Source organism: Allobosea sp. CS1GBMeth4, from assembly GCF_900185715.1.
Classification (GTDB): domain Bacteria; phylum Pseudomonadota; class Alphaproteobacteria; order Rhizobiales; family Beijerinckiaceae; genus Allobosea.
The window spans coordinates 108,048-122,721 of sequence record NZ_FYAS01000031.1 but is presented as its reverse complement, the minus strand read 5'-3'; the positions used below and the strand labels follow the sequence as shown (position 1 = coordinate 122,721).

General features: G+C 69.0%; 16 protein-coding genes and 2 pseudogenes. 9 read left to right on the top strand and 9 right to left on the bottom strand.

What is annotated here, in order from left to right; genetic code table 11:
* The first annotated feature begins 4 nt into the window (after positions 1–4).
* Together CS1GBM4_RS19235 and CS1GBM4_RS19230 are read left to right on the top strand one after the other, a co-directional pair.
* Entirely contained in the window at positions 5–703 is a 699-nt protein-coding gene (locus CS1GBM4_RS19235) for a cysteine peptidase family C39 domain-containing protein (RefSeq protein ID WP_186420358.1), read from the top strand.
* A gap of 8 nt (positions 704–711) precedes the next feature.
* Complete coding sequence (locus CS1GBM4_RS19230; protein ID WP_186420357.1) at positions 712–1,287, top strand: hypothetical protein; 576 nt, start codon at positions 712–714, stop codon at positions 1,285–1,287.
* A 69-nt stretch (positions 1,288–1,356) separates the two neighbouring features.
* Here the strand turns inward: CS1GBM4_RS19230 and CS1GBM4_RS19225 are convergent, their stop codons facing one another.
* On the bottom strand, positions 1,357–2,439 hold the full coding sequence (locus CS1GBM4_RS19225) for a Gfo/Idh/MocA family oxidoreductase (RefSeq protein ID WP_186420356.1): 1,083 nt from the start codon (positions 2,437–2,439) through the stop codon (positions 1,357–1,359).
* A gap of 328 nt (positions 2,440–2,767) precedes the next feature.
* Between CS1GBM4_RS19225 and CS1GBM4_RS24685 the strand changes: the two are divergent.
* Positions 2,768–3,165: pseudogene (locus CS1GBM4_RS24685) on the top strand (oligopeptide/dipeptide ABC transporter ATP-binding protein); the annotation flags it as partial.
* A gap of 75 nt (positions 3,166–3,240) precedes the next feature.
* Here the strand turns inward: CS1GBM4_RS24685 and CS1GBM4_RS19215 are convergent.
* The 7 genes and pseudogenes from CS1GBM4_RS19215 to CS1GBM4_RS19190 form a co-directional block, all read right to left on the bottom strand.
* Entirely contained in the window at positions 3,241–4,464 is a 1,224-nt protein-coding gene (locus tag CS1GBM4_RS19215) for an MFS transporter (RefSeq protein WP_186420354.1), read from the bottom strand.
* Positions 4,461–5,861, bottom strand: coding sequence for an FAD-dependent oxidoreductase (locus CS1GBM4_RS19210; RefSeq protein ID WP_186420353.1), 1,401 nt, complete (start codon positions 5,859–5,861; stop codon positions 4,461–4,463). The genes CS1GBM4_RS19215 and CS1GBM4_RS19210 overlap by 4 nt, the downstream gene beginning before the upstream one ends.
* A 57-nt stretch (positions 5,862–5,918) precedes the next feature.
* On the bottom strand, positions 5,919–6,236 hold the full coding sequence (locus CS1GBM4_RS19205) for a metalloregulator ArsR/SmtB family transcription factor (RefSeq protein ID WP_186420352.1): 318 nt from the start codon (positions 6,234–6,236) through the stop codon (positions 5,919–5,921).
* Between the two features lie 58 nt (positions 6,237–6,294).
* Positions 6,295–7,347, bottom strand: coding sequence for an ACR3 family arsenite efflux transporter (gene arsB / locus CS1GBM4_RS19200; protein ID WP_186420351.1), 1,053 nt, complete (start codon positions 7,345–7,347; stop codon positions 6,295–6,297).
* Positions 7,348–7,354: 7 nt separating this feature from the next.
* Positions 7,355–7,780, bottom strand: coding sequence for an arsenate reductase (glutaredoxin) (gene arsC, locus CS1GBM4_RS24480; RefSeq protein WP_210201605.1), 426 nt, complete (start codon positions 7,778–7,780; stop codon positions 7,355–7,357).
* Positions 7,781–7,804: 24 nt separating this feature from the next.
* Positions 7,805–8,308, bottom strand: a pseudogene (locus tag CS1GBM4_RS24475) (arsenate reductase ArsC); the annotation flags it as partial.
* Positions 8,301–8,657 carry a helix-turn-helix domain-containing protein gene (locus CS1GBM4_RS19190; RefSeq protein WP_186420349.1) on the bottom strand — a complete coding sequence of 119 codons (357 nt, stop codon included), beginning with the start codon at positions 8,655–8,657 and terminating at the stop codon, positions 8,301–8,303. The pseudogene CS1GBM4_RS24475 and the gene CS1GBM4_RS19190, both read right to left, overlap by 8 nt.
* Positions 8,658–8,933: 276 nt before the next feature.
* On the opposite strand from CS1GBM4_RS19190, the gene CS1GBM4_RS19185 reads away from it, so the two are divergent.
* The 5 genes from CS1GBM4_RS19185 to CS1GBM4_RS19165 are packed head-to-tail and all read left to right on the top strand — an operon-like array spanning position 8,934 to position 12,658.
* Positions 8,934–9,710, top strand: a complete 777-nt coding sequence (locus tag CS1GBM4_RS19185) for an ABC transporter permease (protein WP_186420348.1) — start codon at positions 8,934–8,936, stop codon at positions 9,708–9,710.
* On the top strand, positions 9,707–10,513 hold the full coding sequence (locus CS1GBM4_RS19180) for an ABC transporter permease (protein WP_186420347.1): 807 nt from the start codon (positions 9,707–9,709) through the stop codon (positions 10,511–10,513). Before CS1GBM4_RS19185 ends, CS1GBM4_RS19180 begins: the two co-directional genes overlap by 4 nt.
* Entirely contained in the window at positions 10,510–11,268 is a 759-nt protein-coding gene (locus tag CS1GBM4_RS19175; RefSeq protein WP_186420346.1) for an ABC transporter ATP-binding protein, read from the top strand. Before CS1GBM4_RS19180 ends, CS1GBM4_RS19175 begins: the two co-directional genes overlap by 4 nt.
* Positions 11,265–11,597 (top strand): hypothetical protein, encoded by a 333-nt coding sequence (locus tag CS1GBM4_RS19170; RefSeq protein WP_186420345.1) that lies wholly within the window; start codon positions 11,265–11,267, stop codon positions 11,595–11,597. The genes CS1GBM4_RS19175 and CS1GBM4_RS19170 overlap by 4 nt, the downstream gene beginning before the upstream one ends.
* Positions 11,597–12,658: an NrtA/SsuA/CpmA family ABC transporter substrate-binding protein gene (locus tag CS1GBM4_RS19165; RefSeq protein WP_244607306.1), complete on the top strand. Its 1,062-nt coding sequence runs from the start codon at positions 11,597–11,599 to the stop codon at positions 12,656–12,658. The genes CS1GBM4_RS19170 and CS1GBM4_RS19165 overlap by 1 nt, the downstream gene beginning before the upstream one ends.
* 112 nt (positions 12,659–12,770) lie before the next feature.
* Here the strand turns inward: CS1GBM4_RS19165 and CS1GBM4_RS19160 are convergent, their stop codons facing one another.
* Entirely contained in the window at positions 12,771–13,460 is a 690-nt protein-coding gene (locus CS1GBM4_RS19160; protein WP_186420344.1) for a Crp/Fnr family transcriptional regulator, read from the bottom strand.
* A gap of 384 nt (positions 13,461–13,844) precedes the next feature.
* Here CS1GBM4_RS19160 and CS1GBM4_RS19155 point away from each other — a divergent pair, with 384 nt between their 5' ends.
* Positions 13,845–14,630 (top strand): hypothetical protein, encoded by a 786-nt coding sequence (locus tag CS1GBM4_RS19155; RefSeq protein WP_186420343.1) that lies wholly within the window; start codon positions 13,845–13,847, stop codon positions 14,628–14,630.
* Positions 14,631–14,674: the final 44 nt, after the last annotated feature.

Genomic DNA, 14,674 nt, shown 5'->3' with positions numbered 1-14,674 from the left:
AGCCATGCCGCGAGCCGTTCCGACACGACGTCATGTCATCGGCTCCGGCGCAGCCCTGTGCCTGTCGCTCGCCGGGGGGGGCCTGGCGCGAGCCGAGGATGCCCCGGCCCAGGAAGGTTCGGTGCGCCGGCCGAAATCCTTCATCGACCGCAAGTTCGACGGGGTCATCGGCCAGACCGCCGACTTCACCTGCGGCGCCGCCTCCGTCGCGACCATCCTGACGTTCTACTGGAACCGGCCGACCGGCGAGATCGAGGTGCTCGAGCTCATCCGGTCGCGCTACACCGCCGAACAGTGGAAGAACCGCGAAGGCAACGGCGTTTCCTTCGACGACCTCATTTTCGCGGCGAAGAAGCTGGGTTATGAGGCTGCCGGCGCAGAGATCAGCCTGGAAGACCTGCCCAAGCTGGCCGCTCCGGTGATCCTGCACCTCGACAAGGGCAAGTTCCAGCACTTCAGCGTGCTGCGTCGGGCGGCCTCGGACGTCTATTACATGGCCGATTCGATCGTCGGCCAGACGGTGATGACGCGGGCCGACCTGCGGCCGCAATATACAGGCAAGGCATTGGCGATCGCGAAGCGGAAGGCCGACCTCCCCAAGGGATCCGCGCTGTCGGCGGTGAAGGACGGCACCTCGGTCTCCCGTATCGTCGGAGACGTCATGCTGAACGGCTTCGAACGTCTGCCACCGTCCCTGCGATGAGGACCGCCATGACCGCGCGACATAGTCCCGCTCTCCCCGCCGCCTTCCTGCTCTGCGCCGCATCCGCCCTCGCGCCGGCCGCGAGCGCGAACGAGTGCGTCAAGGTCGCGCCCGGCTCCTATAGCGCAGACCGCACCGTTTCCGGGCCGGAAGGGTCTCAGCGCGTCAAGATCTATGTTTCCGGGGCGAAGAAGCGCGAAGAGGGGCCGGGTCAGGCCGGACCGGAGGTGAAGATCACCGCGGGCCCCACCAGCGGCACCATCGTCTTCAATCCCGAGAGCAAGGCGGGTATCCGCCTCCCTGCCCCGCCCAACCAGCGCCGGCGCGACATCAAGGTCAACTCCCAGGATCGCGGTGACGGCACGGTCACCGTCACGATCACGGCCGACGTCAACGGCGAGCAGCAGCAGATCTCGCAGCTGACCTGCCGCAAGGACGGCGTCCTGATCGAGGCGCGCCACACGATCCCGGACGAGCAGGGCAATTCGAAAGGCACGCTGGTGATCCGCGACAGCAATGTCGTCGTCGGGCCGCAGCCGGCTTCGCTGTTCGCCGTGCCCAGCGGGATCAAGTTCGTCCGCTGATCGCGCGAGACGGCTCGATCTCGTGCTATCGCGTCTGGATCGGGCCGTGTTCCCGGCCATTCCCCGCGCTCAGGACGTCTTGCGCTGCCGAGCCGCGCCGCCGAGCAGGGCGTAACGGTCGCGGAGGTCGACGCGGCGGCCGCTTGCCGCGGCCTCCGTCACCGCCAGCGTGGCGACGAGCGTGCGTGCCCCGTCCTCCACGGTCTGCAGGGACGGCGCGGCGCCGCGAATCACATCGCGGAAATGGTCGAGCTGGGCCCGGTAAGGGTCGATCGTCGCCGCAAGCAGGCGCTGCGCCCGGATCGGATGATTCCAGCCCCGCGCACCCTCGTCCTGCGACCAGTGCACCAAGCCGGGGAATTCGAGCGCGCCCAGGCTGCCCATGAAGCGGTAGTTGCTCTCGCCGCTGAACGGGAGCTCGGCGGACTCGCCGACGCCCTGTTCGGTGGTCCAGGGCGAGACCGCGCTGTCGCTGATGAAGATGGAGCCGAGGGCGCCGGTCTCGAACTCGATCAGCACCGCGGCGGTGTCCTCCACCCTGAAGCCGCGCCGATGATTGGAGGTGACGGCGCCGACCGCGGCGATCTCGCCGACCGCGAAGCGCAGCAGGTCGATCTCGTGGATCAGGTTGATCAGGACCGGCCCGCCGCCGGCCTGCGTCCGCCAGGGCGCGGCCGCGAAATAGCTCTCGGGCTTGCAGGCCGCCCAGACGGCGGAAACGCCGACGAGATCGCCGATCCGGCGCTCGCGCAGCAGGTCGCGCAATGTCCCGGCCTGCCGGTGATGGCGCCGATGGTGGCCGACCAGCGACCGGACCCCGGTGCGGTCGACCTCGGCGATCAGCGCAGCCGCCGCCTCGAGCGTATCGGTGACCGGCTTCTCGACCAGGATGTGAATGCCGCGCCGCGCGCATTCGATGCCGTTCTCGCCATGGAGCTGATTGGGCGAAGCGACGATCACGGCTTCGGGGCGGGCTTCGTCGAGAAGCCGGCGATAATCGGCGAAGATGCGCGCGCCGGGATTTTGCGCTGCGACCGCCTCTGCGTTCAGGTCGGCGATGCCCGCCAGCGCGAAGTCGGGATGGTCGGCGATCGTCCGCAGATGCCGGCGGCCGATCAGCCCGGCGCCGATGACTCCGATGGAGATGGTCATATCGCCGATCAGTCCGATGGGGGTACCACGTCATTATCCAGATCGCCGGCGTGCTGGAAAGGGCCGGCGGCCCCAGCCTCTCCCCTCCGTCCGAGGCCTCGTCGCCCGGAAACCGCCGACACCAGCGGCCGGCGGGGCGAAGAGGCGGGCCCGAACGATAGGACTTCGCCCGAAGCAGCCGCTTTCCGCGCCGTTTCGCCCATCGATCGCGCGCGCACTGCGATCCGGAGATGGACAAGCTCTTCGATCACGTCCGCATCACCTTCGACCCGAAGGAGCAGACCGCGATCCTCCAGAAGATCCACGAGAAATATGTCGACGACGCGCTCTTCCGCTGCTGCTGCGCGAGCTCCAGCGCGAGTTCGGCCTCGCCATCGTCTTCGTGACGCACGATATCGGCGTCGCCGTCGAGATCGCCGACCGGATCGCCGTGATGTATGGCGGGCGCATCGTCGAGAGCGGCTCCTGCCGCAACGTCACCAGCAACGCCGCGCATCCCTATACGCAGGGTCTGCTCGCCTCGCGCGCCCATGGCACGCTGGGCCCTGGCGAGCGCCTCAAGGCGATCCCGGCGCGCCGCCGGACCTCGCCGCGCTACCGCCCGGCTGCGCCTTCGGCCCGCCCTGCGAACGCTTCGTCGAGGCCTGCGCTGGGGCCGTGCCGCAACCGGTCCCGGTCGCGAGCGGGCACGAGGCCCGCTGCCACCGGCTCACGCCACGCAGCTGACCGCCGATGGCGCCAGCCGGGGCATGACGTCCCCGGCCCGGCAAGCCGACGACTCCGGCCCCCAGCCTCAGCCCGCTATCGCGGCACCCCGCGGGCGAGCAGGAGCAGCGCCAGCGCCGCCGCACCGGACAGCCCGATCAGCACCGCCGTGCTCGCGAAAAGCCCGGCGCGCTCCATCATCACCGCGAAGGCGAGCGGCGCGGCGGCGCGAATGGCGAGGCCGGGCGCGGACAGCTTGCCGAGCATGGCGCCATAGCCGGCCGGACCGAAGAGCTGGAGCGGCACCGTGCCGCGGACGATCGAGCTCAACCCCATGCTGACGCCATAGGCGACGGCGAACAGCCCGGCGAGCGCAGCCATGCCACCGCCGGCAGCGAGCAGGGCGAAGCCGAGCGGCATGAGGGCGCCCGACACCCAGGCGGTCGTCACCGGAGACACGTTTGCGCCGAACAGCATCTCGACGAGGCGTCCGGCTACCTGCGAGGGACCGACCATGGCTCCCAGCGTGACCGCCAGCGCCGCACTGAAGCCGAACCCCTGCAGCAGCGTCAGCATGTGGACCGACATGGCCGAGACGACGAATCCCTGCAGCGAAAACGCGATCGCGAGCAGGGCAAAGGCCCGCCGGCGGGCCGTGCCGGCGAGATAGCCCCCGGGGCTCGGCGTCCCGGACGGCGGGGCCGCTCTCGCGGCCAGCGTGGCCCGGCCGCGCGGCAGGAGGAACGCATGCAAGGGCAAGGCCAGGACGCCGTAGCCCAGCGCGTAGATCTGGTAGATGGTCCGCCAGTCGGTATGCGCCTGCAGCGCGGTGGTCAGCGGCCAGAACAGGGTCGAGGCGAAGCCGCCGATCAGCGTCAGCTTGCTGATCGCGCGTCTGGCGCGCGCGCCATGCGCCTGGGTGAGAGCCGTGAACGCGGCGTCGTACAGCACCAGCGTCGACACGACCTCGAGAGCGATCATCGCCGCGTAATAGCCGACAGCTCCCTCGGCCCTCGACAAGGCGAGGAGCGACAGGCTCGCCAGCACGCTGCCGATGCTCATCATGCGGCGCGTGCCATGGCGGTCGATCAGGCGCCCGGCGAAGGGAGCGGCCAGACCGCCGGCGAGCAGGCCGAGGGCAAAGCCGCCATAGGTCCATTCGGGCGCCCAGCCCAGGCTTCTGGTGATGCCGGGCGCCAGCACCGCGAAGGCATAATAGAGCGCGCCGTAGCCGGCGACCTGCGTCACCCCCAGCGCCAGGATGAGCGAGGCTCCGGCCTCGACGGCCGGCTCGGCTTGCGGGGTCGGCTGCCTCGTCATCGCGCCGGGGCGGCCTCGCCTGCCCTCGCCGAGCCGCCGCAGCCGCAGCCCGGCTTGCCCTGCGCTTTCGCGGCGGCATCGTCGACGCAGCAGGCGTCCGGTTCGGCCGGAGCCGGGCCGCCGCAGCACCCGCCGCCGACGCTGTCGCGCGTCGTCGTGCAGACCCCGGTCTCCGGCAGGACGAGCTGGACGTCGTCGGCGGCCGCCCTGTCGCCGGCGATCGCGGCGACCACAGAGCGGACCTGCTCGTAGCCGGTCGCCATCAGGAAGGTCGGGGCGCGCCCATAGCTCTTGATGCCGACGGTGTAGAAGCCAGGCTCCGGATGGGCCAATTCGCGATGCCCATGCGGCGGCACCGATCCGCAGGAATGCAGGTTCGGGTCGATCAGCGGGCCCAACGCCCTGACGCTCTCCAGCCAGGGGTCGAGCTCGAGACGCAGTTCGCGGGTCAGCGAGAGGTCCGGGCGCTGGCCGGTGCAGGCCACGATGCGGTCGACCGGGCCGATCGTGCGCGGGCCCGTGGACGTCTCGCCCTCGACCGCGACGCCCCCGCTCGCCTGGCGCAGCGCCGTGACGGCGAGGCCGGTGACGAGCCCGATGGCATTGCTCTCGACCAGCTGCCTGAGCCTCTGGCCGAGTTCGCCCCGCGCGGCGAGCTGGTCGTCCGCCCCGCCGCCATAGACGCGGGACAGATCGGTGCCGCGCGTCGCCCATATCGCCCTGGTCGCGGGCTCCTCCAGCGCGAGCTCGGCGAGATCGAGCAGCACATTCGCGGCAGAATGGCCGGCGCCGATCACCAGGGTCGTGCTCCCCGCGTACTTGGCGCGATCGCGCCCGAGCACGTCCGGAATGCCGTAGTCGATGCGCCCGGCCAGTGCCTCCTCGCCTTCGGCAGGGACGCCGCCGGCTCCGAGCGGGTTGGGCGACCGCCAGGTCCCGGAAGCGTCGATCACGGCACGGGCGAGTTCACGGCGGGTGCGGCCGGCCGCGTCGACGATCGTAAGCTGGAACGGGTGCAATTCACGATCATGGCTGACGACCTTGTCGATGCCGTGGCGGCCGATCGCCGTGACCCGCGTGCCGTATTCAATCACGGCCGCCAGCTCGGGGGTCTGCGCCAGGGGAACGAGATATCGCCGGACCAGCTCCGCGCCGGTCGGCAGGCTTTCCGGCTCCGGCGCGCGCCAGCCCGAGCGTTCGAGAAGGGCGCGCGAGGCGCGGTCGATATCGTATTCCCAAGGCGAGAACAGGCGCACATGGCCCCAATCCGCCACGTTGGCGCCGGCGCTGGCGCCGGCCTCGTAGACCTTCACCGCGAGACCGCGAGCGAGGAGGTTGGCAGCGGCGGCGAGCCCGACCGGCCCCGCTCCGATGACGGCGACGGGAAGTTCTCTCATTTCTCTCTCCTTCAGTGATACTAGAATGATCGAATTAAATGGCAAATAAAAAGCCGCTCAGGCGGCCTGTCCCGGCGCGGCCGGGCAGCCCTCCTCGATGCAGCATTCGTCGGCCAGGAAGCCGAGCAGCGCCGCCATCGCGGGATAGACGGCCCGGCAGATCAACGTCGTGGCCTGACGTTCCTGCGAGACCAGGCCGTTCTGCACGAGGCGCTGAAGGTGGTGCGAGAGCGTCGAGGCCGGGATGCCGAGACGCTCCTGCACCTGATTGACCGGCAGGCCGGCATGCCCGGCCCTGACCAGGATCCTGTAGAGCTGCAGCCGCGTCGGATTGCCGAGCGCTTCCAGCTGCCGTGCCGCTTCTTCGAAGTTCATGGAAATAGCTTGCCCCGCCTCGTCGGTTTGGTCAAGCGATATTTCGACAATAATCGAATTAATCGGCGACGCGAACCTCTCGGACGGCGGCTCCGCGCTCGTACCAGGCTTTCGACCGGTTCACGATCGAGACGACTGTCAGCATGACCGGGACCTCGATCAGCACGCCGACGACGGTGGCGAGAGCCGCTCCGGAATTGAAGCCGAACAGGCTGATCGCAGCCGCAACGGCGAGCTCGAAGAAATTGGAGGCGCCGATCAGCGCGGACGGCCCGGCGACGCAATGCTGTTCCCCGGCGATGCGGTTGAGGAAATAGGCGAGCCCGGCATTGAGGTAGACCTGAATCAGGATCGGCACCGCCAGCAGCGCGATCACCATGGGCTGAGCGAGGATCTGCTCGCCCTGGAAGCCGAAGAGGAGGACGAGCGTGGTGAGCAGCGCGAGCAGCGAAGCCGGCCCCAGACGGCCGAGCAGGCGCTCCAGCGCCGCCTCACCGCCGCGCGCCAGCACGCGGCGGCGAACGAACTGCGCCACGACGACCGGAATGACGATGTAGAGGACGACGGAGAGGAGGAGCGTGCCCCAGGGCACGGTGATCGCCGACAGGCCGAGGAGAAGACCGACGATCGGCGCGAAGGCGACGACCATGATCGCGTCGTTCAACGCGACCTGGCTCAGCGTGAAATGCGGCTCGCCCCTGGTGAGATTCGACCAGACGAAGACCATCGCCGTGCAGGGGGCCGCGGCGAGAATGATCAGCCCGGCGATGTAGCTGTCGATCTGGTCGGCCGGGAGCCAGGGGCGGAACAGCCAGGCGATGAAGATCCAGCCGAGGGCGGCCATCGAGAACGGCTTGACCGCCCAGTTGACGAAGAGCGTCACGCCGATGCCGCGCCAGTGCCGGCCGACCTCGCCGAGCGCGGCGAAGTCGATCCTCAGCAGCATCGGGATGACCATCAGCCAGATCAGCACCGCGACCGGCAGGTTGACCTTGGCGATCTCGGCCATGCCGATCGCCTGGAAGACGCCGGGCATGAGGTGGCCGAGCGCGACACCGGCGACGATGCACAGCGCGACCCATACCGTGAGATAACGTTCGAAGGTGGACATGGCGACCTCAGGCGAGAGCGACGGGACGGCCGGCCGCATCGACGACGAGCTCGCCGTCCTCCTTGCGGAACTCGCCGAGCTGCGGCGGCAGCAGCGAGAGAACGGCCTCGGACGGACGGCACAGCCGCACGCCCTTGGGCGAGACCACGAGCGGCCGGTTGATCAGGATGGGATGAGCCTCGATGGCGTCGAGCAGCGCGTCGTCGGCAAGGTCCGGGTTGCCCAGCCCGAGCTCAGCGAAGGGCGTGCCCTTCTCGCGCAGGATCTCGCGCACGCTCAGCCCGGCGCGGGCCAGAAGCCGCTGCAGCAGCGCACGTGTCGGCGGCGTCTTCAGGTATTCGACGACGTGAGGCTCGACCCCGGCATTGCGGATCAGGCCGAGCACGTTGCGGGACGTGCCGCAGTCGGGATTGTGGTAGATGACGACGTCCATCATGTCGGCTCCGGACGCCTGCCGGGTCGCGCCGTCGAGCGCACCGATCTGCCGGAGCTGCTGCGCCAGCGCCATCTGGCCGAGGCTGGCGACAGGCAGCGAGAGCAGCACGCCGATGCGGTTGCGCAGATACCGGAGCGCGGTCACGAAGGCGCGCTCGCGCTCGATCTCGCTGCCTTCCACATGCGAGGGATCCTCGATCCCCCAATGGGCGGTGATCGGCTGACCGGGCCAGTAGGGGCACGTCTCGCCGGCCGCCTGATCGCAGACGGTGACGACCATATCCATGACCGGGGCGCCGGGCGCCGCGAACACGTCCCAGGTCTTCGACGACAGCCCGGCGGTCGGGATGCCCTCGGCCTCGAGCACCTTGAGCGCCATCGGCTTCGGGCCGGGGCCACCTTCGCTGCCGGCCGAGAAAGCGCGAAAGCGGCCTGCCCCGAGATGGTTGAGCAGCGCCTCGGCCATGATCGAGCGGGCGGAGTTGTGGGTGCAGAGGAACAGTACGTTGTAGACGCGATCAGGCATCGGTCGTCACCTTCGGCGGGCAGCAAGGGGTCAGTTCGGCAAGCAGGGGCGCGCAGATCTCGGGATGGCCGCCGCAACAATCCTTGAGGAGAAAGGCGAGCACCGAGCGCAGGGCATCGAGATCGGCCCGGTAGACGATCGAGCGGCTGAAGCGCTCCGAACGGATCAGGCCGGCGCGGCTGAGGATGCCGAGATGCGACGACATGGTGTTGTGCGGCACCTCCAACCGCCGCGCGACCTCACCCGCCGGCAGCCCCTCGGGCTCCGCCGCCACCAGCAGGCGGAACACGTCGAGGCGGGTGCCCTGCGCCAGCGCGGCCAAAGCGAGGATGACAAGCTCGTTTTCCATATGTCGAGACTTATCGACATATCAGCGGTGACGCAAGCGGCCCGTGGAGGTCGCCATGTGAGGCCCGACCCCGCCGGGCGTAACGAGGGCATGCGCCGGATGCGGGTTGTCGGCCGAAAAGGCGCCCTGTACTCCTTTGAACGCGCGATGCGACAGTCTCCAGGCCCGCTCGACCGGACCGCGACAGGGGACGCGCATTCCTGACCCGGCACGCACCGCCATGGCGCAGCCGGGCCGAGTGCTTCGTGGCCTGTCGGCACACGAAAGGGAGGATGCATGGGAGCCGGCAACCGCCTCGCGGGGGCGCTGACCTTTGTCATGCCTCTGGCCGCGCTGGTCCTGATCTGGGCGGTGGTCGTTCCGGCTTTCCAGGTCAGACCGCAGATCTTCCCGAGCGTCGCGGCCGTGATCGGAGCGGGTCTTGCCGGCCTGCGCGACGGCAGCTTGCTGACACATGCCGCGACGAGCCTCGCGCGGGTCGCGATCGGCACCGTCCTCGCCGTCCTGGTGGCAGTTCCGCTCGGCATCCTGATGGGGATCAGCAGGGGCCTCTCCGCCTTCCTGACCCCGCTCCTGCGCTTCTTCTCCGTGCTCGCCGGCATCGCCTGGATCCCGATCGCCACGCTCTGGTTCGGCTATGGCTTCGGCGCGATCGTCTTCGTCATCTTCAACGCCGTCTTCTTCGTCGTCGTCTACAACACGCTGCTCGGGGTCTCGACGATCCCGATGCCGCTTCGCCACGCCGCCGCCTCGCTCGGCGCCGGGCGGCGGGCCATGCTCAGCGACGTGCTGCTGCCAGGCGCCCTGCCGAACATCGTCACCGGGATCCGCACCGGGCTCGGTTTCGCCTGGCGCGGGCTGATCGCGGCCGAAATGATCGCGACCAATGTCGGGCTCGGCTACATGCTGTTCGTCGCCCGCGACTTCTACCAGACCGAGGTGATCGTCCTCGGCATGATCGTCATCGGCGCACTCTGGCTGTCGATCGACCGGCTGCTTCTGGCCCCGCTCGAGCGGGCCACGATCGAACGCTGGGGGCTGGTGCGCGCATGAACGCAGCCCTCGTCCTGTGGAGCTGGTGCCTTCGCACCTCCGCGAAATGGCCGGTGCTGCAGACGCTCGCGCCCTTCGTACCCGTGGTCGCGCTGTGGTGGGCGGTCGCGGCCTGGGGACCGTTCCCACCCGCCTTCTTTCCCTCGCCGATGGATGTGGTGCGCGCCTTCGGCTCGCTGGTCTACAGGGGCATCCTGCCCGAGTATCTCGGCGACAGCATCGCCCGCCTCGCGGCCGGAGCGGCTGTCGGCATGGCGCTCGGAATCCCGCTCGGCCTGCTGATCGGCCTCAGCAGACGCGCCTATACCGCGCTGTGGCCGATCCTGCTGTTCTTCCAGGCGATCGGCGACATCGCCTGGCTGCCGATCCTGATCATCTGGTTCGGCTTCGGCATGACGACGATGACGGTCATCATCGTCTACACGGTGCTCTTCCCCGTGGTGCTCAACACGGTGCTGGGCGTCCGCTCCGTGCGCGTCGAGCTCTACCGCGCCGCCCAGAGCCTGGGCGCGACGCCGGCGCGCGTCCTCACCGAGGTCGTAATCCCCGGCGCGCTGCCCAACGTCATCACCGGCCTGCGCAACGGTCTGGGCTATGGCTGGCGCGCGCTGATCGCCGCCGAGATGATCGTGGGCACGAGCGGCATCGGCTTCCTGATGTTCGATGCGCGCCGGGCCGGATCGGTGGTCGAGATCGTGCTCGGCATGATCGTGCTCGGCATCCTCTGGTACATCGTCGATGCCTGGGTGCTGGCGCCGATCGAGCGCGCCACCGGTCGTCGCTGGGGGCTCGTGACGCAGTGAAGACGCTCAGCCTGAAATCCCTCTCCAAGACCTATTTCGACCTCTATGCCGGCTCGCACCATACGGCGCTGCACGACATCTCGCTGGACGTACCGGCCGGCGAATTCGTCGCGATCGTCGGCCCGTCCGGCTGCGGCAAGTCGACGATCCTGAACATGGTCGCCGGCTTCATCGCGCCGTCCGGCGGCGAGATCCTGGTCGGCGGCGAGCCGGTCAGGGGGCCGGGCGCCGACAGGGGCGTGGTCTTCCAGTCCTTCGCCCTGTTTCCCTGGAAGACGGTGCTCGAGAATGTCGGCTTCGGCCCCAAGATGCGCGGCGTCCCCAAGGCCGAGCGGGACGAGATCGCCCGGGACTATCTCGGGCTGGTCGGCCTGGCGCATGCGGCGGACCGCTATCCCAACGAGCTCTCCGGCGGCATGCAGCAGCGCGTCGGCGTCGTGCGGGCCCTCGCCAACGAGCCGGACATCCTGCTGATGGACGAGCCCTTCGCCAGCGTCGACGCGCAGACCCGCATGACGCTGCAGGAGGAGCTCACCCGGATCTGGGAGGATCGGCGGCCGACCGTCGTCTTCATCACGCATGACGTGCCCGAGGCGGTCTTCCTGGCGAACCGCGTCGTGGTGCTGTCGAAGGGCCGCATCCTGGAGCAGGTCGAGGTGCCGCTGGCGCGGCCGCGCGTCTGGGACAGGCTGGTCGAGGACGACGCCTTCAAATCCCTGTCCAACAAGGTCCTGGCGCTGGTGAGGGCAGCATGACGCTGGTCCGCGCAGCCCTCGCGTCCAGGCGCGGCCGCATCCTGCTCGGCCTGCTGGTCGCGTGGCTCGCCTGGCAGGGCTGGCTCGTGCTGGCAGCCCCCGCCAAGATCGCCGGCGGCTTCCCCGAGCGCCAGCGCGTCAGCGCGCTGATCTCGCTGCCTTTCGCCCCCGAGCGCTTCCACATCCTGATCTTCCAGCGCTTCGGGCGCGTCTCGGGCACCGACGGCAACAGCGTCGAGGTCAGGAATATCGACAAGAGCCAACTCAACGCCATCGCCCGGTACCACTGGGTGAAGAGGATCGAGCCCTTGCAACCGGGAGGATCGTGATGATCACACGCAGGACCATGCTTGCCGGAGCGGCGGTCGTCGCCGCGCCGGCCGTCGTCAGGGCGCAGCAGCTGGCGAAGCTGAAGGCCGGGATGGTCACCGGCATCGACCAGCTCGGCCTGCCCATCGCGCTGGAGCGGGGCTTCTTCGAGAAATGGGGGCTCGACGTCGATATCGCCCGGCCCTACGCGACCGGCGTCGACGCCCTGAACGCGCTGCAGGCCGGCGAGAGCGAGATCGTCCAGGTCGGCGTGCCGATGATCGGGGCCGTGGTGCGGGGCATGGATCTCGTCGCGCTTGGCAACTACAGCGGCAATGCGACCCGCCGCGGCTCGGACGCCACCATGGCGCTCGTCGCCCGCTCCGATGCCGGGATCGCCAAGGGCGATCTCGCCTCCCTCAAGGGCAAGAAGATCGCCGCCTCCTTCGGCACGATCAACCATCTCTACATCCTCGCCCTGATCGAGAAGGGCGGGCTCGGCGTCGCCGATGTGACGCTGGTCAACACGCCGCCGCCCGATATGACGGTGGCGCTGCTGGCCAAGGGGATCGACGCCTTCGTCGGCTGGGATCCCTGGCCTATCATCGCGCTCAAGGACGTTCCGGGCGCGATCGAGGTCATCCGCGGCGGCGACGTCATCGCCTATGTCGGCTTCAACGTCGCGCTGCGGCCCTGGGTGGCCGCCAACGGCGCCAAGATCGAGAAATTCCTCGCCGCGGTCTCCGAGGCCGATCAGTGGATGCGCAAGAACCCGAAGGCCGCCGCCCATGTCGGCACGCGCTGGATTCCGGGGCTCAAGCCGGAGATCGCCGAGGCCGCGATGGAGTTCAACATCCAGCAGGCCGACAGGCGCCTCTCGGCCAACAACTACCGGGCGATGTGGGCGGCGCTCGACCGTCTCAACCGGCTGGGCTTCCTGAAGTCCGGCTTCGACGTGAACAAGCACATCGAGCCGAAGCACATCCTCGAGGTGATGCAGGAGCACCCGGCCCTGTTCAACGACCTGCCGCCGATCCCGGCCGACGTCGCGATCGGCCCCGGCTACGAGTTCAAGCCCTGAGCCGAGCGATCGCGGGCGGCGGCAGCCAACGCCGGCGCCCGCGGCCGCGACGGCCGGAAAGATCGCCGCAACCGGAGCCGGCATCGGGCGAGAGCCGCGGGGACCTTCGCGATCAATCGGAGCCGTCCCCATCGGCGAAGCGGCGGAGCGCTGCCGGGTCGGTGATGTCGATCGAGCGGTAGGTATTGGTCAGCCAGCCGGCCTCGGAGAAGCGTCTGATGGCGGCGTTGACCTGCTTGCGCGAGGCGTTCGCCATGACGCCGACCTCGCTCTGCGTCAGCGGGATCGGCGCTTCCCCGATCCAGGTCGTGCGCTGAAGCACCGAGGCGATCCGCCGGTCCGCCTCCGGCTTCTGCAGATCGTTGATCACACGGAACAGGAACTCGACCGTCATCATCAGCAAGAGCGAGACATGGTGCACCACCGCCGGATCGCGCGCGGCCATCTGGTCCATCGCCGCGAGGGGGAGATGCAGCATCGTCGTCTCGACGACGGCCTTCATCTCGGCCCTGCGCGGCTTGCGCGTGAGAAAGCAGCCCTCGCCGGTCCAGTGACCCGGCACGCCCAAAAGGATCAGGCGCGGCGTCGCGCCGGCCGGGGCGAGGCTGACGCTGACGGTGCCCGCCACGAGCCCGTAAACCCCGCCGGCGGGATCGTCGAGGCGAAACACCGTCTCGCCCGGCGCGAAATGCAGCAGGACCGAACGCCGCAGCACGTCGGCCCGGAACGCCTCCGGCAGCAAGGGCAGCCAGCCACGCTCGCTCATGATCTGCTCGGCACGCGCCCTGCCGACTTGCCCCATGAAAAAACTCCAACTTTGTCCGATTCGGGACAAAATACGATTTCAGGAGCGACCATACTACCCGCTAGTGCAACGCAGATGTCGACCGATGCCGACTTTCAATGCCGCCGACCGAGTAGATCTTTACATATATAAGAAAACTTGGAGTAAGGATGAGGAGACGAAATAGCTTCCTGCTTCGCCGGGCTGTTCCTTCATCGCAAATCTCCGCCTCTACTCGGCAGAAGCCCAAGGCATTAGCGGCAGGCGAGCCGAACCGGGCCGCCAGCGGCGGCCCGGGCGGGCGCAATGACGAGAGCGGCAAGCCGCGACGGAATGGGCGGCTCGGATCCGCCTCGTCTTCGAAGCAACGCCCGAGCGGACGATCATGGAGGACACCAGGGCATGAAGCTGATTGTCGCCGTCACGGCGGTCCTGATCGGCGGGTCTCCGGCCGCGGCCGCCGACGTGCCGCCCGCGGCCAACCAACCGTCCCCGCTCGCTCCGGCCAGCGGCCCGAGCTTCTCCTTCACCGGCTATGGCTGGGCCTCGGCGCTGCACGGACGCGCCTCGACGCTGCCGCCGCTGCCCGCGGCAAAGGTCGATCTCAGCTTCGGCGACATCCTGAAGGACTTCAACGGCGGGGTGATGGGCGTCGCCGAGATGCGGCTCGGCAACTGGGGCCTCATCGCCGACGTGATGGTCTCGCAGATGACCTCGGGCGCGACACTGCCGGGCCCCTTCTTTTCGACGGTGAAGCTGCGTTCCCAAACCGTGACCATTCAGGCTTCCGCGCTCTATCGCGTTCACAGCGACGCGACCTTCGACATCGATCTCGGTGCCGGCCTGCGCTTCTGGAATCTCGACAACCGCCTGACGATCGGCCCGGGCGCGCTGAACCTCGCCCTCACGCATTCCGAGGCGGAGAGCTGGCTCGATCCGGTGCTGGCCGGCCGGCTGATCGCGCGCCTCGGCGGGCCGTGGAGCGTGACCCTGATCGGAGATGTCGGGGGCTTCGATGCCGGCTCGCGGCTGACATGGCAGGCGCTCGGTACCGTGAACTACCGCTGGAACGAGAGCTGGACGCTCCACGCCGGCTACCGGGCCCTGCATGTCGACTACCGCAAGGGCCGTTTCCTTTACGACACGACCATGCACGGCCCGATCCTGGCCGCGAGCTACCGGTTCTGACGGCGCGCCTGGCCATCATGCCGATGCCCGACCGCTTCCCCCCG